General features: G+C 51.7%; 18 protein-coding genes and 4 tRNA genes. 2 read left to right on the plus strand and 20 right to left on the minus strand.

Features of this window, described 5'->3' with window-relative positions; translation table 11 throughout:
- Window positions 1-23: 23 nt before the first annotated feature.
- The 7 genes from ALO_RS05740 to ALO_RS05765 all read right to left on the minus strand — a co-directional run bounded on the left by ALO_RS05740 (window position 24) and on the right by ALO_RS05765 (window position 5,777).
- On the minus strand, window positions 24-1,949 hold the full coding sequence (locus ALO_RS05740) for an aconitate hydratase (protein ID WP_004093834.1): 1,926 nt from the start codon (window positions 1,947-1,949) through the stop codon (window positions 24-26).
- A 411-nt stretch (window positions 1,950-2,360) separates the two neighbouring features.
- The gene (locus tag ALO_RS05745) at window positions 2,361-3,695 is read right to left on the minus strand and encodes a CitMHS family transporter (RefSeq protein ID WP_004093835.1); all 1,335 of its coding nucleotides are present in this window, start codon (window positions 3,693-3,695) and stop codon (window positions 2,361-2,363) included.
- A 409-nt stretch (window positions 3,696-4,104) separates the two neighbouring features.
- Window positions 4,105-4,192, minus strand: a tRNA-OTHER gene (locus tag ALO_RS22370).
- Between the two features lie 79 nt (window positions 4,193-4,271).
- Window positions 4,272-4,357: transfer RNA gene (locus ALO_RS05750), tRNA-Leu, on the minus strand.
- 17 nt (window positions 4,358-4,374) lie between these two features.
- A tRNA-Gly gene (locus ALO_RS05755) sits at window positions 4,375-4,448 on the minus strand.
- A 9-nt stretch (window positions 4,449-4,457) separates the two neighbouring features.
- Window positions 4,458-4,533, minus strand: a tRNA-Met gene (locus ALO_RS05760).
- Window positions 4,534-4,631: 98 nt separating this feature from the next.
- On the minus strand, window positions 4,632-5,777 hold the full coding sequence (locus ALO_RS05765; protein WP_004093836.1) for a sensor histidine kinase: 1,146 nt from the start codon (window positions 5,775-5,777) through the stop codon (window positions 4,632-4,634).
- 210 nt (window positions 5,778-5,987) lie between these two features.
- Between ALO_RS05765 and ALO_RS21720 the strand changes: the two genes are divergently transcribed.
- On the plus strand, window positions 5,988-7,106 hold the full coding sequence (locus tag ALO_RS21720; RefSeq protein ID WP_004093837.1) for a peptidoglycan recognition protein family protein: 1,119 nt from the start codon (window positions 5,988-5,990) through the stop codon (window positions 7,104-7,106).
- Here the strand turns inward: ALO_RS21720 and ALO_RS05775 are convergent, their stop codons facing one another.
- From ALO_RS05775 to ALO_RS05805, 8 genes are all read right to left on the minus strand, one after another.
- On the minus strand, window positions 7,107-7,295 hold the full coding sequence (locus ALO_RS05775) for an H-type small acid-soluble spore protein (RefSeq protein ID WP_004093838.1): 189 nt from the start codon (window positions 7,293-7,295) through the stop codon (window positions 7,107-7,109).
- Between the two features lie 257 nt (window positions 7,296-7,552).
- A complete protein-coding gene (locus tag ALO_RS21725) occupies window positions 7,553-7,699 on the minus strand; it encodes a DUF2933 domain-containing protein (protein WP_004093840.1) in 147 nt (48 codons plus the stop codon).
- A complete protein-coding gene (locus ALO_RS05780) occupies window positions 7,689-8,360 on the minus strand; it encodes a methyltransferase family protein (RefSeq protein WP_004093841.1) in 672 nt (223 codons plus the stop codon). The genes ALO_RS21725 and ALO_RS05780 overlap by 11 nt, the downstream gene beginning before the upstream one ends.
- Window positions 8,361-8,598: 238 nt before the next feature.
- Window positions 8,599-9,987 (minus strand): sigma-54 interaction domain-containing protein, encoded by a 1,389-nt coding sequence (locus ALO_RS05785; protein WP_004093842.1) that lies wholly within the window; start codon window positions 9,985-9,987, stop codon window positions 8,599-8,601.
- Between the two features lie 227 nt (window positions 9,988-10,214).
- Window positions 10,215-10,670 carry a hypothetical protein gene (locus ALO_RS05790; protein ID WP_004093843.1) on the minus strand — a complete coding sequence of 152 codons (456 nt, stop codon included), beginning with the start codon at window positions 10,668-10,670 and terminating at the stop codon, window positions 10,215-10,217.
- Between the two features lie 34 nt (window positions 10,671-10,704).
- On the minus strand, window positions 10,705-13,884 hold the full coding sequence (locus tag ALO_RS05795) for an efflux RND transporter permease subunit (protein ID WP_004093844.1): 3,180 nt from the start codon (window positions 13,882-13,884) through the stop codon (window positions 10,705-10,707).
- A gap of 12 nt (window positions 13,885-13,896) precedes the next feature.
- On the minus strand, window positions 13,897-15,186 hold the full coding sequence (locus ALO_RS05800) for an efflux RND transporter periplasmic adaptor subunit (protein ID WP_004093845.1): 1,290 nt from the start codon (window positions 15,184-15,186) through the stop codon (window positions 13,897-13,899).
- A 17-nt stretch (window positions 15,187-15,203) separates the two neighbouring features.
- Window positions 15,204-16,565, minus strand: coding sequence for a TolC family protein (locus ALO_RS05805; protein WP_004093846.1), 1,362 nt, complete (start codon window positions 16,563-16,565; stop codon window positions 15,204-15,206).
- Between the two features lie 173 nt (window positions 16,566-16,738).
- Here ALO_RS05805 and ALO_RS05810 point away from each other — a divergent pair, with 173 nt between their 5' ends.
- Window positions 16,739-17,260, plus strand: a complete 522-nt coding sequence (locus tag ALO_RS05810; protein WP_050806979.1) for a metallophosphoesterase family protein — start codon at window positions 16,739-16,741, stop codon at window positions 17,258-17,260.
- Here the strand turns inward: ALO_RS05810 and ALO_RS05815 are convergent.
- From ALO_RS05815 to ALO_RS05835, 5 genes are all read right to left on the minus strand, one after another.
- Entirely contained in the window at window positions 17,239-17,442 is a 204-nt protein-coding gene (locus ALO_RS05815; protein ID WP_004093850.1) for a heavy-metal-associated domain-containing protein, read from the minus strand. The genes ALO_RS05810 and ALO_RS05815 overlap by 22 nt on opposite strands.
- A 71-nt stretch (window positions 17,443-17,513) precedes the next feature.
- Window positions 17,514-18,203, minus strand: coding sequence for a response regulator transcription factor (locus ALO_RS05820; protein WP_004093851.1), 690 nt, complete (start codon window positions 18,201-18,203; stop codon window positions 17,514-17,516).
- The gene (locus ALO_RS05825; RefSeq protein ID WP_004093852.1) at window positions 18,181-19,380 is read right to left on the minus strand and encodes a sensor histidine kinase; all 1,200 of its coding nucleotides are present in this window, start codon (window positions 19,378-19,380) and stop codon (window positions 18,181-18,183) included. Before ALO_RS05825 ends, ALO_RS05820 begins: the two co-directional genes overlap by 23 nt.
- Before the next feature lie 112 nt (window positions 19,381-19,492).
- Window positions 19,493-19,693 carry a 4Fe-4S binding protein gene (locus ALO_RS05830; protein ID WP_004093853.1) on the minus strand — a complete coding sequence of 67 codons (201 nt, stop codon included), beginning with the start codon at window positions 19,691-19,693 and terminating at the stop codon, window positions 19,493-19,495.
- Between the two features lie 16 nt (window positions 19,694-19,709).
- Entirely contained in the window at window positions 19,710-20,378 is a 669-nt protein-coding gene (locus tag ALO_RS05835) for a hypothetical protein (protein WP_040292832.1), read from the minus strand.
- Window positions 20,379-20,658 lie beyond the last annotated feature (280 nt).

Genomic DNA, 20,658 nt, shown 5'->3' on the forward strand with positions numbered 1-20,658 from the left:
GTTTGTACTGCCCTGTCCCCAGACTAGCGCTGGTTTAGTCTGATCCAGTTAAGACGTCCGCCCGCACGGATGATATCTAACTCGGCCTGGGACAACGGAGTTTCAACCGCTATTTTTTGGTTTTTGGTAATATTGTGAACGAGGTACTTCATTCCTTGTTTTAAGATTGCTGTATCAATGGACAGGGTATCGCCCTGATCAATCAGTTCAAACTCGTCTTCATTGACCAAAATAAACGGAATGAGACCAAAGTTCACTAAATTGGCCAGATGAATGCGTGCAAAGCTTTTGGCGATCACAGCCCGGATTCCCAGGTATCTTGGTGCTAGCGCCGCCTGTTCCCGGCTTGAACCCTGCCCGTAATTATGACCGGCTACAATAAATCCGCTTCCGGCCTTTCTCGCCCTTTCCGGAAACGATTCATCAACGACTTTAAACACATACTTGGACACCTCCGGTATATTGCAGCGAATAGGCAGAAAGTGCGCCCCGGCCGGAACGATATGATCCGTAGTGATATCATCGCCAACCTTAATCAGTGTTTCACCGGAAAGTTGCCCGGGTACCGCTTCGAGATCAGGCAGCGGTTTAATATTCGGCCCCCGGCGAACCGGTGAATGATCTAAAAAACCCTGAGGCTGCAAAAACATGCTTTCATCTATAACAAACTTTGCCGGCATGCTATATTCCCAGCCCGACAGCCCCAAGCCACGCGGATCCGTTATTTTTCCGGTTATCGCGGAAGCTGCGGCAACCTCCGGACTTGCTAAATATACGTCCGCGCTTTCCGTACCACAGCGTCCGTAAAAGTTTCTGGGTCCCGTTCTAAGGGATTTCCCCTTGCTGGGGGGCGCAAAGCCCATGCCATTGCACGCGCCGCAAAACATTTCCATAATGCGCACCCCGGAACAGATCAGTTTATCGATAGCACCGCGCCGGATAGCTTCCAGCATGACCTGCCTGCTGCCGCAATACAATCCTGTGTCTACGTTCCCATGTACATGTTTTCCATTTAAAACGTGGGCAATTGAGAGTACATCCTGCAGGGAAGAGTTGGTACAGCCGCCGAACATCACCTGATCGATCTCAACCCCGGCCACTTCGCGCACAGGCACCACATTATCCGGTTGATGGGGCAATGCGATTAACGGTTCCAATTCAGAGAGGTTAATTTCTATCATTTGGTCATATACCGCGTCATCATCAGCAACAATTGGCTGCCAGTGCTGCTCCCGGTCTTGGGCTTTAAACCAATATCGGGCAACTTCGTCACATGGAAATACCGAAGTTGTAGCGCCGGCTTCCGCGCCCATATTGCAAATAGTCGCCCGTTCCGTTACGTTTAGGGTTTTTATTCCCGGACCCGCATATTCGAGTATTGTGTTCAGCCCGCCTTTAACCGTAAGGCGTCTTAAAACTTCCAAAATGACATTTTTAGCTGATACAAACGGTGATAATCTTCCGGTAAGCATTACTTTTATAATTTGCGGCATTTTAAAGTAAAACGGTTCACCAGCCATTGCCATTGCAATATCCAGACCGCCTGCACCTATGGCGAGCATACCGACTCCGCCAGCATTAACGGTATGTGAATCACTGCCAAGCAGGCTCTTCCCGGGCTGTGCAAAGCGTTCCAAGTGCAGCTGATGACAAATTCCGCTGGCAGGCTTAGTACACAGGATACCGAATTTACTGGTAATGTCCATCAAAAACCTGTGATCATCCGGATTTTTGTAATCAGCCTGCAAAATATTATGGTCAATATAACTTACAGACAAATCCGTTTTTATCCGTTTTAAACCAATCGCTTCAAATTCCAAATAGGTCATAACACCGGTTACATCATGCGTTAACGTCTGTGTAATATGAATTCCAATCCGATTTCCTTTTTTCATTTCGCCGTCAACTAATGAAGCAGTTATCAGCTTTTCCGCAACAGTAAGTCCCATCATCTACCTCCGCAATTGAAACTTCTAAGCACATATGACCTCTTAATAATCACGATATTATGATCATCACCCCGTCCGCCAGCTCACTATTGTTTTGCTGCTACGTAAGTAATGCAATTAGCATGCCAAATTTATAAATTCAAGCTGGCTGCATAGTTTCAGTTGAATCAACCCTATAGCGGCGAAACACAATGAAGAATCGAATTGATTTTGCAACTTTTATTATAGTTTCCGCGTTTTTGTTTCACTTTCTCAACCTTTTGTTGCACAATTCCACTGACTATTTCACTGCCGCCTCTTCTTCGTCCGGATGGCAGCATGACCCGGATAACAAACTAAGCCAGCATGCATTCATGCTGACTTAGTTTGTTAGTTCTTATCTGCAGTACAGGCTTAACGGGAGCAATCCTTCTAAAGAGGAATAACCCCCAATACAATTGCCGTTGCCAACATTATAACCGAAGTCATAATAGACGGCAGCAACGCTTTTTTAGTAAGATCCTCAAGCGTAATATTATTTAAACCAATCAAAATGTAGGTGGATGCTACAAGCGGGCTTAATAAATGACAGCCCTGAGCAACCAGTGAAGCGCGCCCTATTTCGGCTGTACTAATCCCATAAGTTGCCGCTGTCTTGGCCAGAAGAGGCACAATACCAAAATAAAACGCATCATTGGTCAAAAAGTAGTCAAAAGGCAAACTAGTCAAACCGGTAATTAACGCTAAATGCGTCCCCATAGATTCGGGGATATTATTGGTTAATGTCTTGGCCATAGCGTCAATCATTTTAGTGCCGCTCAATATACCCGTAAATATACCGGCGCCAAGCACCATAGAGATATTGGGCAAAACATTCGTTCCGTAATGAGAGATTCTCTCTGACTGAATTTTAAGATTAGGATAGTTGATTAGCAAGGCAATCGCCGATCCCACCATGAACAATACATTCAGGGGAAGCGCTTCTGTGACTAAGCAGGCCATCAAAACAATGGTAAGCGCCAGATTTACCCCAAATAATTTCGGACGTTTTAGCGAAGCATCCGACCCCATTTCCTCCAGTGAAGCGGCACTAAAGTCACCTGGCGCCGCAGTCGCCGCAGTCTGCGCATTCTCTAAATGATGCACGATTCCCAGCCTTTTACGTTCAGCAATACCCCATCGGTATGCGACAAAGAGGATCCAAAGTGTACCGGCAATCATTCCGGGAATAAGCGGTATAAACAGTTCGGAAGCTTCCAGATGCAGCGAAGCCATAACGCGAGCCGTCGGCCCTCCCCATGGAGTTATATTCATTACACCATTTTGCATTATTGCAAGCGCCGGCAATATCACAGGATCCATTTTTAAATGTCTATGAACCGCCAGCATTGCGGAAGTCGTAATAATATAGGTTGTCGCTCCATCCCCATCCAAAGAAACGAATCCTGCTAATAAGGCAGTCCCAACGGCTACCTTCATAGGATCACCCTTAACCGCACGCAGAATACCATTAATGAGAGGATCAAACAAGCCGGTGTCAATCATAATCATAAAGTAGAACATCGCAAACGCAATCATTACTGCAGTGGGAGCGACCTTTTTTATACCGTCGAGAGCCATCGCACCGACTTGGGGCCCAAACCCAAGTATAACGGCAAATACAATGGGAATGAGGATAAGACCTACCATGGCTGATATTTTCTTTTTCATAAGCAGAAACATGAAGATGACAATCATAAGAAAACCGGCAACAGCTAAACTGGACATACAATATATTCCCCCTAGTAAATTTTTAAATGATGAAATTTTCCGTCAAGCCCGACAACTTAGATATATAGCATATTTCGTGCCAATTTTAAATTAACAGAATACTTATCTCGCATTCTCCTGTTATCTCCATCCATCTTGTTTTATCTAACCTTTTTAATAATTTAGAAAATAAAATTTATTCTTTTTGTTATGATGATTCACTGCGCAGCCATTTAATTTCACTAATTTCGTTATATGTTTCGTTTTTTTCAGGATTTGTCGCATTATTTTTCGAGATTAGCAAGATTTTTGTATATTTGTTTTATTTTAATTGACGATTTGGGACTTTCTCCCTGGAGATGACACCCTTGCTGGACGTATCCAAAAAAACCGGTCTCACCAAAATTTGGCGAGACCGGTTTTTTATTGGCAGAGCGGCCGGGATTTAAATCCCGGCTGGCCTTGCGCCCCTAATGATTTAACTACCATCCTCTTCAGCCGTTCGAGACCGCTCCGTTAAAATTTCTGGAACGGGTGAAAAAAAGCAGCCCTCCGCCTAAGCGGAGGGCTGCTAAACTAACTTGTAAACGATTTTGGTGCGGCCGAGTGGATTTGAACCACCACGAGGTTGCCCCCACTAGCTCCTGAGGCTAGCGCGTCTGCCGTTCCGCCACGGCCGCATAGACAATAATATGAATGGAGCGGGTGATGGGAATCGAACCCACGTGACTAGCTTGGAAGGCTAGGACTCTACCATTGAGCTACACCCGCATATTTTTTTGGTTGCGGGGGCAGGACTTGAACCTGCGACCTTCGGGTTATGAGCCCGACGAGCTGCCAGCTGCTCCACCCCGCGATATGACCATTGTCTGTATGATCATAGGTTCGGTCATAGCGACTAATATAGAATAGCATAATTCAATCGATTTGTCTATAGCAATTTTTAGATTTTTATCATTCTACCGGTAATACCACCCGAAAAATCGTTCCTTTTTCTTTTTGACTCGATACTGTCACCTGGCCCCCGTGGATTTCCACCAGTTGCTTTACGATAGCCAAACCCAAACCCGATCCGCCGCTTTTGCGGTCACGGGATTTATCACTGCGGTAGAAATGATCAAAAATATAGGGAATATCTTCGGTTTCGATCCCCGGTCCATTGTCAGCCACAGAAACGGTCAGCCGCCGGCAGAGATCCTCTTCTCTCAGGACCGTAGTCACCTCTACCCTGCCTTTCGGAGGCGAGTAGCGGACAGCGTTGACCAAAATATTATAAATCACCTGGCTCATGCGGTCCCGGTCAATGCTGATCTCCGGCAAAGCCGCGGCCAGGCTGCAGCTAATCTGAATATCCTTGGCGTCAGCCAGGGGCTTGAGCATAGCCACCGCCCGGCCAACCAGCTGATTGATATCAGTGGGCCGCTTTTCCAGCGCCAGTTGCCGGACTTCCGCCAGGGACAGATCCCGCAGGTCCTTTAGTAGACGGTTTAACCGGACGGCTTCTTCGTGCAGAGACAAAAGCTGCTCTTTGTTCGCCGCAATGACCCCGTCCACCATACCTTCCAGATGACCCTGGATGACAGTCAGGGGAGTTTTCAGCTCATGGGCGATATTGGCCAATAACTGGCGACGCAGATTGGTGTTGGTGGCCAGAGTTTCAGCCATCCGGTTGAAAATATCCGCCAGTTCTCCAATTTCATCCTTGGTTTCTACGACTACTTTCTGGTCATAATCCCCCTGCTCAAGCTTTCGGGCTGCCCGGCTCAAGTTTCTAAGGGGCACTGTGATGCTGCGGGCCAGGGTATAGCTTGCTGCCAGGCCGGTTGCTAAAATGGCCAGTCCCACCCAGATCAAAGACTGATGCACCGAGGCTAAAAAACTTTCTTCCAGCGGCCCCATTCCGGTCATACTGTGCCCACCCCCTGAAAGATGCCCCGAGGCGTCTCCCATGTGGGTTTCCATCTGCTGCACCACCAGGTACTCCTGAAACAGTTCGATCATCTGTTCATTGGCCAGGTAAATGAGCAAGAACACCGTCAGAGCCACCGCCAGAAACATCAAGCCGGTAATTCGGCAGGTGATGCTGTTGAACCTATCCATCGCTGACACGTTCCATCATAAGCAGTTTCTCCATTAAACACAAATGTCGTATAGCAATGGAGTTATTATAGCATACTGCCCCGGGGTGTACAATATTGCCGGTTACTTTTTATTGAACACCAGGGGCCTGCCGTACTATAATCTTATTATACGGTTTAAATAGTTTTCCAGTCCACTGAGCACAGCATGAGGAGGAAAAATTCCTATATTATGACAATCACAGAAACCAACCGGAAAGCGAAAAAAACGACAGCGCGGCATACTATAGCCGCTTTGATAATCAGCGGCCTGTGCCTGCTGTATACAGTCAACGTCGGCCATGCCAACCCGGGCGATACCCAGCAGCAAATCGAAGACAAATTAGGCCTTTACAATACCGTCCAGGACACCGGCGGGCAATACTGGAATAAGACCCAGTGGCACCAGCGATCTGCCGGGCTGCCGGCCAGGCAGTTTGGCTATACAGCCTCCTTGGGCAAGCTGAAAGGCTCCCTTTGGATTGAATATGACCAGAATATGGTCAAAACCGAGATGTATGTCCTGGATAACCCCATCCCCCTGTGGAAACTGAGAAATTCAATCAGCGAACAATATCGGCAGCTGGCCGAGGCCGAAAGTCTGGCCCTGGTCAACCGGCATGCCCCCGACGATGAATTGGGCATTATTTATCAGGACCAGGATACCCACCGCTATATCATGATACGGTTTCAGCGGCTAAAGGAACCGGTCTCCAAAGGACAACCCACCGTCTTCAGCATCAATACCAAAATCCGTTCCTTCCAGGTCACCGGGATCTCGCCCCAGGAATACATAGGGGCTCATAAACTGTCCGGCAAACAGCCCGTGGCCCTGGCCGGCGCCAAGTGGGCCCGGACTGACAACCTGTTCCGGCCGGAGCTGTTCTTTGCCGAGCGTTTGGTCCCGCGCAAAAGAACCGATATGATCGTCATCCACCACACGGCCATCGAAAACATCTCCCCCATGGGCATCCACGAACTGCACCTGAGCAAAGGCTGGGCCGGCATCGCCTACCACCATGTCATCCTGCCGGACGGCACGATGCAAACCGCCCGCCCGGAAAAAATGGTAGGCGCCCATGCCTACGGCGTCAATCCCCGCAGCATCGGCATCGTTCTGGTAGGCGACTTCAATCAGCACGATCCCACGCCGGAACAGGAAAAGGCTTTGATTGCGCTGACCAAAAAGCTGATGAAACGATACCGGGTCCGTCCGGCGAACGTAGTCCCCCATAGGAAAGTCTCAGCCACAGACTGTCCCGGGAAGCATTTTCACTGGGATGAGTTTATGAAGGCCATCACATCCAAGTAATCAATTTACTTTTCCCACCTCATGAAGCTCCGCCACCGGCACGTCGACCCGGTTGCCTTCACCGAGAATCGTAACCTGCGCTGTCGCTGCGTCTGGGTCGATACTCTCGATCCAGATCGGCGCATCCTGATACACGACCCAAATCATATCCACTGACTGAAGAATTTCTTTCGCTCTTGTTACCAGCATAAAAACAACCGTCCTTCCATTGACTTGTATCGTTTTAGTTCTGCAAAGTAAAAACAGTATTCAGCCTGTACACTCTGCCCTTGCTTTTCCATTAGTTTATCTCATTTTAGACCAATTAGTCGTGAAAAAAGGGGTCTACGAGCTGCAAACCAGTTATCCGACTTTCGATACTATGTTGCTATGCTGCCGAAAGAAATTATATCTTAAAACAAGGGAACAGTTACACTATAACAGACAGTTCTGCTATCCGGACCGGTTCACTCCCCAGTCTTCTTTGATACTTCATCAGGCTGCCGGTGACAGCCGCCGTTATGGCTGCGCATCATGAAGAAATGCAGCAACGGGCAAAGCAAGAGCATCAGATAAGGCAACCAGTTGAATACTGACTGTTGATCAAATGGCATTGTCCATTCCCCCTCCCATATCGCGCGGACTTTGGTCCTTGCGGCCAACCCGCGGGATAAACGCCGGGATTGCGTTCATATATTCGTCGTATTCTGCGCCGAACTGCTGTCTGGCTTCACCTTCTTCGATGCGCGCCAATTTTATATACATCAGCACAAGTACCGGGAACATCAGGATGGTAAGAATCGTTGGCCACTGAAGCAAAAATCCCAGCAGGATACCGATAAAGGCAACGTACTGCGGATGCCGCACATAAGCATATGGTCCGCTTTTAGCCAGTTGACCGCTTCTCTGCGCCTGATACAAATATCGCCAGGTAATCGCCAGAAATACCAGGCCGCCGGTAATTAACACCTCGCTCGCCATATGGATGGGCGACGAATGCGGGTCACCGCTCAACCCCAGCAAGCTATACCAAAGATGCCCGGCATCATGCGTCAACAGAGTCAACTGGGGAAATTGGGAGCCTAACCAGCCGGACAGCAGATAGACCGTAAGGGGAAAGCCGTACATTTCGGTAAAAAGTGCCACAATAAACGCCGAAAAGGCTCCGAAAGACCGCCAGTCCCGCATTGACCCGGGCCTGGTGAAACTGAAGGCAAAGATTATAAAAATGATAGAGTTTACTGCCACAATTGGCCATAATCCATAGGCAGACATACTATTCCTCCCGCTATTTATTAAAGCCAGGCTTCTCCTCATGGTTCATATAAAAAGCTGCGGCCAGACTGAGTGAAGAAGTTCAGCCCAGCCGCATAACCTAAGGAGGATGACCTCTTGTATATAACTATACGATAAAACTATAGGTTTCTTATGAATGAATTGTGAATTATTGATGAAGACAGACGCCCCCAAACCAGAATACGGTTTTTGGGGGCGTCCAGCGGTTACCGCCATCTCACAAATTGTACTTCTTCTTCTTTCTCACCAGGGTGGATAAGTCGACGCCCAGGTGAAAAGCGGCTTTGCGCAGGGAGCCGAATACGGCCAGGGATTTTTTTATGACCTCCCTTTCTACTTCCGCCAGGATTGTTTTCAGGTCATAGGTGGAGAAATAGTCAGGCGTGGCGATAAAGTGGGTTTTGCCGGCCATCTGCAGGATTTGAACGGGAATACAGGATTCATCAATGGTATTGCCGTCAGCGGTGACTACCATTCGTTCAATGACATTCTTCAATTCACGGACATTGCCCGGCCAGGGATACTCGCTCAGAATTTCAATGACCTGCGAGTCAATGCGTCGTTTCATGCCGAATTTGCGGTTTTTCCGGTTCAAAAAATAAGAGATCAGAGATACCAGGTCCTCTTTTCTTTCCCGCAAGGGCGGAATGTAGATGGGAATGACGCTGAGCCGGTAATAGAGGTCCTGGCGGAAGCGATTTTCCCGGATCAGGGTTTCCAGCTGCTTGTTGGTAGCCGCAATGATCCGGGGGTTGACGCGAATGCTTTTGGTGCCGCCTACCCGGTGCACCTGATTGGTCTGGAGAACGTCCAGAAGCTTTACCTGCAGGGATAAGGGCATTTCACCGATTTCATCCAGAAACAGAGTGCCGTTGCCGGCCAGCTCAAACAGTCCCGCTTTGCCCTGTTCGGAAGCGCCGCTAAAAGCCCCCGGTTCATAGCCGAACAATTCCGCCTCCAGCAGTTCTTCCGGAATGGCGCTGCAATTAATGTGAATAAAAGGCCTGGCGGCCGGCGTATCGATACGATCGTGAATATACCGTGCCAGCAGGTCTTTGCCCACGCCGGCTTCACCCTGGATTAAAACCGGCGAAGATACGCCGGCCACACGGTCAGCCAGGCGCAGGATATTTACCATCATCGGGCTGTTGGCCAGGAGGATATTCTGTTCCTGATCCTGGATCTGCCGCAGCTGCCGTTGGTATTCCGCATTTAAATCACTGGTGCTTTTGAGCTGCTCCTGGAGTGTAACCAGTTCGGTAATGTCCCGGACATTGGAAAAGACCCAGACCAGGGAACCGGCGCTGTCAAAAACCGGCACGCTGGTAACCAGAGCCGATACTCCCTGATAGTAGTCGATCATCTTGGTAATCGGCCGCTGGGTCCGTATCACGTCAGGCGAGCAAGCATCCGGTATTTCCGTCCCCGCTACCAGGTCTTCTATTTTTTGGCCCCGGATGGATGCCGCGTTCAGGCCGGAGATCCGGCTGTAGGCCTCGTTACAATAGAGGATAACGCCCTCATGGCTGGTAATAAAAATACCGTCATAGGAAGAATCAATGATCTTTAATAGTAAACTGGGGTCAATGTCAACAGGACTTTCCATAAAATCACCCTTCTTCAATTAATATATATGCGCAGTTATGCATAACAACAACAGAATTTCCGTCCGGCATAACTGGGTAATCCGCGAATTTCGGCAGAATATTCAATATATGTATTCATTATTGCATATGTACTTTCCCTGCTTTGATGAAAAAGAAAATAGTGATATTACCGGCCGTAACCGGAAATATCACTATTTAGCGCGTCTTTCTGGGGAAATATTTTATTCTAACTATGGGTATGGTTTTGCAGCTGGGCCTTGGCCTCCGCCAGGACCTGGAGAGCAGCGGCGACTTTAGCTTCCACGGCAGTTTTGTCGGACGCAAGGACAGCGTCATGGGCTTCCTGGACGCTTTGCTGCAGTTCCTGGTTCAGGCGGGTGTCGGTAATATGGACCAGCAGACGGTCCCTGGTTTTGAGCGCGGCTGCCGCCACCAGTTTGGCATTGGCCCACTGGCCCGCTCTGGCGATAGCGCCGGTGTCTTTGAGTTTGCGCTCTAAGTCCTGAGCGATGGGCAGGGGATCTTCGTTGGGCATGCTGTGACCGTGGCCGTGGGCTGCCTGGGCCACAGAAGAAGTGGCCGGCAGGACCGGCTGACGGCCGGCGGAAATACCGCCGGCAACCGCTGTCAGGGCGAAAATAGCGGCCAGGGAGAATACTGCTTTCTTTAGGTTCAGGTTCATGGTCAATCTCTCCTTCATATTTGTTTGATCTATATTAATGAAAATGGGATGCCTCCTGCCGGGACTGAAGATAATCTTTCCACAGGTAGCAGATGCTCGGGAGCACCACCAGGGTCAGCAGGGTGGATGTCACCATGCCGCCCACCACCACAATGGCCATGGGGCGCTGGATTTCCGCGCCGGCGCCGGTGGCGAACAGCAGAGGCAGCAGCCCTAAGCCGGTGGTAAAGGCGGTCATCATCACCGGGCGCAAGCGGTCCATAGCTCCCTGCAGCACAGCCTCCTCCAGGGGCTTTTCTTTGGCCAGAGTGTTGATATGGTCCACCATGATAATGCCGTTCTGCACGGCAATGCCAAACAGGGCGATGAAACCAACGGCCACAGCCACAGTGACGTAGGTGCCGGTCAGAAAGATGGATACGATGCCGCCTACCAGGGAAAATGGCACATTTAAGAGGATCAGGAGGGCATCCCCCATGGAGTGAAAGGTCATATACAGGAGGAAAAAGGTCAGGGCAATGACGGCCGGAATCACCAGGGTCAGGCGGTCTTTAGCCCGCTGCTGATTCTCGTACTGGCCGGCCCATTTATAATAGTAGCCGGAAGGCAGCTTGACCTGCTCCTGGATCACCCGGTTGGCTTCATTCACGAAACTGACGATATCCCGGCCCCGGGTGTTGAGCTGCACCAGCACCCGGTAGCTTCCGTTCTCACTGCTGATCATGGAGGGGCCGTCGACTACCCGGAACTGCGCCACTTCTCCCAGAGGCACATAAACTCTGGTTCCGGGAGCGGCATTGGCTGATGCAACCGGACCTGATCCCATGCCGCCCATAGAACCCATGCCGCTGCTGCCAACAGCAGCCCCGCCGCCGGTTTGGGCCGGTATGAGGATGTTTTGCATGGCCTCAATGCTTTCCCGGCTGTCCCGGTTATAGCGGATCAGGATATCGAAGCGTTTCTTGCCTTCGATGGTAGTGGTTGCTGTCTGGCCGCCAATGGCCATCTCAATGGCGTTTTGCACCTCCGCCACATTCAGGCCGTAGCGTGCCACTTTTTCCCGGTCCATCTGGATCTCCAGATAGGGCGCGCCAAAGACGCGTTCGGCCAGGAGATCGCTGACTCCCGGCACGGCAGCCAGGGCTTTTTCGATTTCATAGGCTTTTTGCTGCAATACGCCCAGATCGTCGCCATAGAGCTTCACGCCCAGTTCAGTGCGGACGCCGGTGGTCAGCATGGCCAGCCGCCCGGCGATGGGCTGGGTAAAGGCCAGGTTCAGGCCGGGTATGCCAGCCAGCTTGACCATCATTTCATTTTCAATATCCTCCTTGGTGATGCCGGGACGCCACTGGTCCTTGGGCTTCAGGGTGACGATGGTCTCGATCATGCTGATAGGGGCCGGGTCAATGGCTGTCTCGGCCCGGCCCACTTTGCCCACCGACATGTCCACCTCGGGGATCTCCATAATCAGGCGGTCCATTTTCTTGGCTGCTTCCACCGCCTCGGTGAGGGATACCGAAGGCAGCATGGTGGGCATGACCAGGAAGGCGCCTTCATCCAGGTCCGGCATGAACTCTGTACCCAGGAAGGGAACCAGGGCAAAGCCTGCGATCATGGCGATGAGGACCAAGGCAATGGTGCCGGTGCGATATCTCATAGCCGTTTTGATGACCGGCTCATACAGCCGGTTCATCCAGCGGACCAGCCAGGTGTCTTCCTCTTTGATTTTCCCCCGGAGCAGCATGAGGCACAGCACCGGGATCAGGGTAAAGGCCAGGATCAGGGAGCCGGCCATGGCGAAGGTCTTGGTCCAGGCCATGGGGGTGTACATTTTACCTTCGGTGCCGGTCAGGGTAAATACCGGCAGGAAGGTCACAATGATAATCGCCACCGAGAAAAAGATGGGGCCGACTACCTCTTTCACCGCTTCCAGGGTGATTTCCAGAATGTTTCTTTTTTCACCGGCCTCGGCCAGACGCTTGTACACGTTCTCCACCACTACGATGGCCGCGTCCACCATTTCCCCTACGCCAATGGCAATGCCGCCCAGGGACATCAGATTGGCCGACAGGTTAATCTGACGCATGAGAATGAAGGCCAGCAGCATGGCGATCGGAGTCACAGCCGCCACAATCAGGCTGGAGCGAAAGTGCCCCAGAAACAGGATCACGGTCAAAGACACCAGGATAAACTGCTCGAACAGGGCGCTGGACAGGGTCTCTACCGATTTTTCCACCAGCTCGGTCTGATCATAAAAGGGCACGATCTTCATGCCCTGGGGCAGGGCCGGCTGGATCTCGGCGATTTTTTCCCTGACCCGCTCAATGACTTCCAGGGTATTTTCGCCCATGCGCTGGATTACGATGCCGCCGGCGGCTTCCTGACCAAACTTGGTGAGTACGCCCCGCCGGAAATCAGGCCCCAGCTCCACCCTGGCCACATCTTTTATATATACGGGAATATTGCTGTTCTGCGTCACTACAATGTTTTGGATATCCTCCAGGGACTGAACCAGACCTAACCCCCGGATCACATACTCCTGGCCGTTTTGTTCCAGGACCTTGGCGCCGACATTGGCGTTGTTGGCGCTGACCGCGCCATAGACCTGGCTGATGCTGACGTTGTAAGCCCGCAGGAGATCCGGGTCCAGATTGATCTGGTACTGCAGCTCATAGCCGCCGATGCTTGCGACTTCCGCCACCCCCGGCACCGCGCTCAGCTGGGACTTGATAAAAAAGTCCTGGGTGGTCCGGAGCTCAGCTAAGTTGTGCTGATCGCTTTCGATGGTGTACATGAACACCTGGCCCATGGAGGTGGAAGCCGGGCCAATGGCCGGCTGCACGCCCGCCGGCAGTTCGGGCAAAGCCTGCTGTATCTTTTCGTTGACCACCTGCCGGGCAAAATAGGTGTCCACGCCGTCTTCAAAAATGACAGTGAGCAACGACATGCCAAAGGCGGACAGGGAACGGACTTCCTTGACCTTGGGCAGGCCCCTGAGAGCCGTTTCCAGGGGATAGGTCACCTGGTCCTGGATCTCCTGGGGTCCCCGCCCCATCCAGTCGGCCACCACCAGGACCTGATTCTCGCTCAGGTCGGGGAAAGCGTCAATGGGCATGTCTTTGAGGGCAAAGCCGCCCCACAGGATGGCAAAGATGCTGCAGGCAATGATAATCGCCCGGTTATGAAGGGAAAATTCAATGATTTTATTCAGCATAATCCATCCCCCTTAATGCCCGGCATGACCGCTGTGGTCATTTGCCGGGGGGACTGACGGGGCGGGACCGGAGGCCGAAGGTGCGGCGCCGGGCTGTTTGGCCGGTGAGGGGGCGGGTTTTTTGTTTGAACTGCCATGGCCGGCGTGGCTGCTAAAGCTCCCCAATTGGGTCTGGGAGTCCAGAAGAAAGGCAGCGGCAGTCACCACTGTGTCGCCGGGGTCCAGCCCCGACAGGATCTGGACAAACCCCTGCGCTTCCTGTCCGGTGACCACGTCCCGCTTCACAAAGCTGTCCTCGCCCTGGGCGATAAACACCATTTTGCGCCGGCCGGTGTCCAGCAATCCGGAAACCGGAATCACCAGGCTGTCGCCCAGAGGAGCCTGCAGGCTGGCGCTGGCGAACATGTTGGGCTTGAGTTTGCCCTCGCCGTTATTGAGCTCTATCCTGACTTTCACGGTCCGGGTGGCGTCATCCAGCACCGGGTTGATGAAGCTGACCTGGCCGGTAAAGGTCTCCCCCGGCCAGGCGGTGGTGGTCACAGCCGCCTCCTGGCCGACCTGAACCGCGGCGATGTCCTTCTCGTAGAGATCGGCGTAAAGCCAGACTGTGGACAGGTCGGACAGGGTGTAGAGTTTTTCCCCGGCCATGATATAAGCGCCGGGCAGGATTTGCTTCTCCAGCACCGTGCCGCCGAACTGGGCCCGCAGGATCATATGGGCGCCGGCCTGGCGCGTATGTTCCAGATGGGCGATGTCAGCCGGGGACACGCCCAGGAGCTCCAGCTTGCGGCGGGCCGCCTCCAGTAGGCGCTGATTCACCTGAATCAGGTCCGGGCTGGCGTTGCGCAGTTTATAGACGGTATCCATGGCCAGGATATATTCTTCCTGGGCTGCGATGTAGTCCGGACTGTAGATGGCGGCAACAGCCTGGCCCGGCGTGATATACTGGCCCTCGGCGCTGATGTAGAGCTCATCTACCCGGCCCATGACCCGGGAGGTGATGTAAGTGCGGCCGGTTTCATTGAGGGTGATTTTACCGGTAGTCCTGATTTCTTTGACCAGATTCCTGGTTTCCGCCTGGGCGGTCTGCACCCCGGCCAGCTGCCGGGCATTGGCGTCCAGGACCACCGTTTCACCGTTAGCCGCTGCAGCTCCGGCGGAACCGTGCCCTTCGTGCCCGGCAGCTGCCGGGGACGCCGGCGGCTTATGAAAGTAGCCGTAATAGCCGTAGGTTCCGCCTGCCAGTAAGGCCACTGCTACACCGGCGGCGATGATCTTTTTCTTGCCTGTGCTGTCTGCCATATGCTTCCTCCCCAGTCTCATTTCTTCACCTTCATGATGTCCGCCGTCATAGACAAAGGTTTGCCCACTGCTTTCTCCAGGTTGGCGACGGCTTTCTCGTAATCTACCCTGGCTTTATACAGCCCAAGCCGGGCATTGCGCAGGGTGTTGACTCCCTCCAGCACGGTCATGAAATCCACTTTGCCGTTGGTATAGCCCACCACAGCGGCCTGATAAGTCTGCTCGGCCTGGGGAACAATAGTATGCTGGTACAGTTCAATCTGCCGCCAGGTGGCCTGAGCCTCGGTGAGAGTCATTTGCACATCCAGCTCGGCCATGTTTTTCATGCTCTGCAGTGCCGCCCGGGAAGCCTCCCGGCTGGCTTCAGCCGCCTTGATTTCAGCTTTGTTCTTGCCCTGCCAGAGCGGGATCATGGCCATGAGCTCGATCCGCCAGGTATCGGGCTGATCGGAGGCCATCACCTGGGGCATTCCCATGCCGTCATCCATAACCTCGATCATCTGCCCTTTGTTCATTTTATAGCCATAGCTCAGCTCAAAATCGGGAAGCTGCTGCCTCTTGGCCAGATCCAGGCCGTTCTCGGCCATAGCCAGGCCGTACTCCATGCCGGCGATGGCCGGCTTCTCGCTGGCGGCGGTCTTTAAAAGCTCTGCCAGGTCAAATTCGGGCGGCAACGCATAAAACTCTTCTTTTACTTCAAAAGCGGCTGCAGCCGACCGTCCCATCAGGTTATTCAGCTTAGCCCTGGCTACAGTTTCCATAGAGGCCATGTTCGAAAGATCAATGGCCATTTGGGAATACTCGGTCTGTGCCTTGAGAGTATCCTGCAGCGGCACCATGCCGGTGGAGTAGTTGACCTGGGCCAGGCTGGCCAGCTGCCCCATCAGCGCCTGGGCCTCCCGGCCGATCACCAGGGCCTGGCGGGCATAGAGGTAATCATAGTAGGCCTGTTTGGTCTGGGCATACACCTCCAGCCGCTTCTCGCTCCACTCGGCCTTGCTCATGGCGGCCTCATTTTCCGCCATCCTGCCCATGGCCCGGATCTTCGACGGAAGCATGAGCTCCTGGCTGATGCTGATCTCGGTCATCATGGCTTCGCCGATATTTAAGGTATTCTTAGGAATATCGTCCTTCATAATGCCGATCTTGGGATTGGGCTGAGCGGTGGCCAGCCGAATCCGGCTCTTTTTCTCCTCCCAGCGTTTCTGGGTCTCTATCACCGCCGGATTGTTCAAAATGGCGGTATTCACAATCTCTTCAAGGGTCATGGGCTGCTCAGCCGCCAGCCCAATCGCAGCAATGCCGATGAAAGAAACTCCGGCTAACAGCACCGCTGTCAATCGATCCCAGCGCCAAAGAAACGACCTCGTAGCGCTCATTTTCCGACCTCCCTGGAAAATTTATATCCGATGCACGGATCAGTCATCGATACTAAAAGTATAGCGGCCAATTATAGATTTCCCATGAAGGAATTATGAAGAACTTGTGAATTCGATCAATAAAAAACGATACTCCCGCCGGGACCAATTTCAAGCAGAAAGGGCGATACCGCATGCGAATAGCGATCCTTTCCGATACTCATCTGACACGAAGCACCGCAAAATTGGATCAGCTCCTCATGCAACTGGAGAATATGGACCTGATCATCTATGCCGGAGACTACACTGACTGCCAGACGGTGGAGCGGCTGCAAGACCGGGGCAGGTTCGCCGGCGTCTGGGGCAACGGAGACCCGGACGACATCCGGGCCCTGCTGCCGGAAAAAACAATACTCCCGCTGGGACCGTATCGCATGGGAATTTTCCATGGACACGGCACCAGCGGGAGTACACCCCAAAGAGCCTATGATATGTTTAAAGAAGACGCGGTGGATATGATCGTGTTCGGCCACAGCCATCAGCCCGCGATTTTCACCAAAAAAGGGGTCCTGATGCTGAACCCCGGCTCGCCGACAAACAAGCGGCAGGAGCGGTGGTTTTCCTACATCCTGCTGGAATTGGCCGGCAGCCGGATGGAGGCCAGGCTGATCATGACAGAAAATCCGCCGAAATGTCAGGAACCGGCGACGTCGTAGCCCAATGTCTCAATCACCGTAACGACCTGGTCCTGGCTCACATCGCCCTCTACCGAGGCAGTGGCGGTGGAGAAATCCACTTTCGCCTGCTCCACGCCAGGCAGCGAGAGCAATGCATTTTCCACACGGGCAGCGCAGCGGGCACATTTCATACCGGAGATTTTAAGGGTAGACTGACTCATGGGTACACCTCCCTGCAATCAATACTGCTTTCTAGTATTAAAATGCCCGGAGTGCCGGCGGAATATGAACGTTACATCGGATTGAACCGATAGCCTGATCCCCATATGGTTTCTATATACTCGGGGTTTACGGGATCTTTTTCGAGTTTTTTGCGTATTTTTTGAATGTGCACCGCGATGGTGGCAGTATCGCCGCAATATTCACTGCCCCATATGGCGTCAAAGATCCGTTCTTTGCTGAAAACAATGTTGGGATTCGAGGCCAGAAACACTAAAAGCTCGTATTCTTTGGCTGTCAGCTGCGTTTCTCTTCCGTCTACAAAGACTTTATGGGATGCAGTATTGATTTCCAGTCCTTTATGCTGTATCACGTCAGAAGCTGCGGCATGGCCTCTGAGCCGTTCATATCTCTTAATATGAGCGTTGATCCTGGCTGTCAGTTCAGCCGGGCTGAAAGGCTTGGTGAGATAATCGTCCGCTCCGAAATCCAACCCTCTGATTTTATCAATATCTTCGTTTTTGGCTGACACGACAAGGATAGGTATCTCCTGGGTCTTTCTGACTTCTTTAATGATTTCATAGCCGTCTTTATGAGGCAGCATGACATCGACCACAATCACATCATACATGCCGGAAACCGCTTTTTTCAGCCCTTGCAATCCGTCCAGGGCAATCTCCGCTTTGTAGCCGTTTAACCCCAGATAATCCCGCTCCAGTTCAGCGATATCAGGGTCATCTTCAATAATCAGGATACGTTTCACTGGCCTCACCCCCACTGTCACGTAAAATCGGAAGCATGATACTAAAACAAGCGCCTTCGTTTATGATGCTGGAAACGGTGAGCTTTCCTCCCTGAGACTCCAGAAGCTCCCTGGCGATAGCCAGTCCCAGTCCCGTGCCCGCAAAGCTTTTGGGCCGTTCCGTCTCAATGCGGTAAAACCGGTCAAAGATAAACGGCAGCTTATCTTCAGGAATGCCGGGGCCATTGTCTTTGATATCAATACAGACAAAATCGCCCTGCCGGCAGAGCCTGACTTCTATGGACAAACCGGTTTCAGGGCCGTGCTGCACGGCGTTGCTGATAATATTTCTAAAAGCCTGATGGACTCTTTTTCCGTCCACATTCAGCCAAACATCCTCGTCCAGCTCGACTCTATAGTGAAACCCGATATTTTTTTCCTCGCAATCGAACCGGTATTCCTCCATCAAATCGTTCATAAAGGGACGAATCGATACTGCTTCATAGTGAAATTCCAACTTTTGCATATCTAATTTAGAAAATAAGACGAGATCATCAATCAGCCGATTCACGTAAATGATATTTTTGTAGATGATTTTCAGGTACTTATCACGATTTTCCCCGGAAGCGGCCGGGACCTCCAGCAACGTTTCTATATAACCGTGAATTGCCGTTAACGGGGTCTTCAAATCGTGGGATATATTGGCAATAAGCGCCTTGCGGTTTTCTTCGTACTCAGCCTGCATCTTTTCACTTTCAGACAACTTCTCGGTCATTTCATTGAAAGAAGCGATGAGGAAAGAGAGATCATTGGGCTTGTCATATGCTGCTTTTACGCTATAATTCCCCCTGGCGACTTCGTCCAATCCCTGCCTGATGCTTTCCATGGGTTTAAAAATTCGTTTTTCCAAACGCACCAGAAAGAAAAATTGAAGTACCTCTTTCATAATGATTAACGCTGCAAAAAAGATGCCGATACCCTTAAATCCACCCCAGCTAAACAGCAGATAGAGGATCAGCAGGTTAAATACCAGGGCGACGGGCCGGAAGTAGCGAAAATACCTATAGTGCCGCAGGAACTGGCTGCGGTGATGCTGATGCAGATGATCATGCATCAGCCTGAAGCGTTCCGGAACCTGATGCCGGCTCTCTTTCCCGTGGCCAAAATAGCTGCAGGGGCGCCGTTCATGTCTGAACATATCATACCACCCTATCCAAATCCTTTGGTAGTCTTTCCTCATAATTATAGTACCTGGAACTATAGGACGCAAAATGTTCTTTGCGTCCTATATCGCCATGGCCCTTATCAGCTTAACAGTTCAACTTCACACGGGAAACGATCGCCTTTTGCTTGCAGATCCTTTTGCAGGCGCCGCAGCGCAGGCATTTTGCGGTCTGAATCTGCGGCAAGCCTGTTGCGTCAAGCTCAATCGCCCCTGCCGGGCAGGCGGTCAGGCATCGGCCGCAGCGCAGGCACCGTTCGGGACAGATAAGATAGTTTTTAAAATGCATGGGCTCTTACCCACCTCTACCCAACCAGCGACAATTCGACCTTGGCGGTCACGTCATGGGCTGTATTTTGCTCATCTTGCCGCGTCCCGGCAAAAATGATAACCGCTTTCTCAATTTCATGATTGGCATTGAGAAAGATCCTGGCTGCAAAATCGGGCTCATCCGCCTGGCATATCTCGCGGAACAGGCCATGCCGCTGATGTTGCCGGCAAGCGCCGAACCGGATCAGATGTTCACGGAACAAATCCCTGGCATCTTCTGACAAATCGGCAGCGCTGAGCATGATCACGGGCTTGCCTTCCTGTTCCTCGATTTGCAGGGCTGACAGGATGCTGAAACCAAAAGCCAGTCTGGCCAGCCTGCCTTGCCAGCCTCCATGTCTGCCGGCCTCATGGAAGTGCTGAAAGTGCGGATGGAGGTTGTGGAAATGATGCTGCCTGCATTCACCGGAAGGCTGCCGGGTGAATTCGGTATTGCTTTCGTGATTGAATGTAGTGCCGTCATAATTCAGATCGGTGGTGATCTTGGCCTTGGTCTGTCCGGTCAGTAGATTTTTGACAAATTCGTTCCGCAGGGAAAATAGCCGGACGTCGTCTTTGTTCACTTGCACCGTCAGCGTCCCATTGAAAGTCTCCTTTTTTCGCATCGCCATAACCGCATCATACAAAACTTTAATCCTGTTCATAAAAACATTAACCCCCTTGTATTTGATGAGGTTATTATAAAAATAAAGGTTAAACCGGCTTTAAAGCATTTTTAAAAGTTTTATAAAAATAAATAAAATCTTGTTAAAGCGATCCGCTGCAAAAAAACAGGAGGGCTTGCGCCCTCCCCAGACTGTCGACCGATCCAAGCGTTTTATGGCCTTCGTTCCCTGCGTCAGATCATTCAAGAGGTACAAGGCAATCTGGCCTGCCGTTGGTTTTAGGTTGGGTTCCGGGAAACTATCCCCCACTTTGCTACTT

It is taken from the genome of Acetonema longum DSM 6540, from assembly GCF_000219125.1.
Taxonomy (GTDB): Bacteria; Bacillota; Negativicutes; order Sporomusales; family Acetonemataceae; genus Acetonema; species Acetonema longum.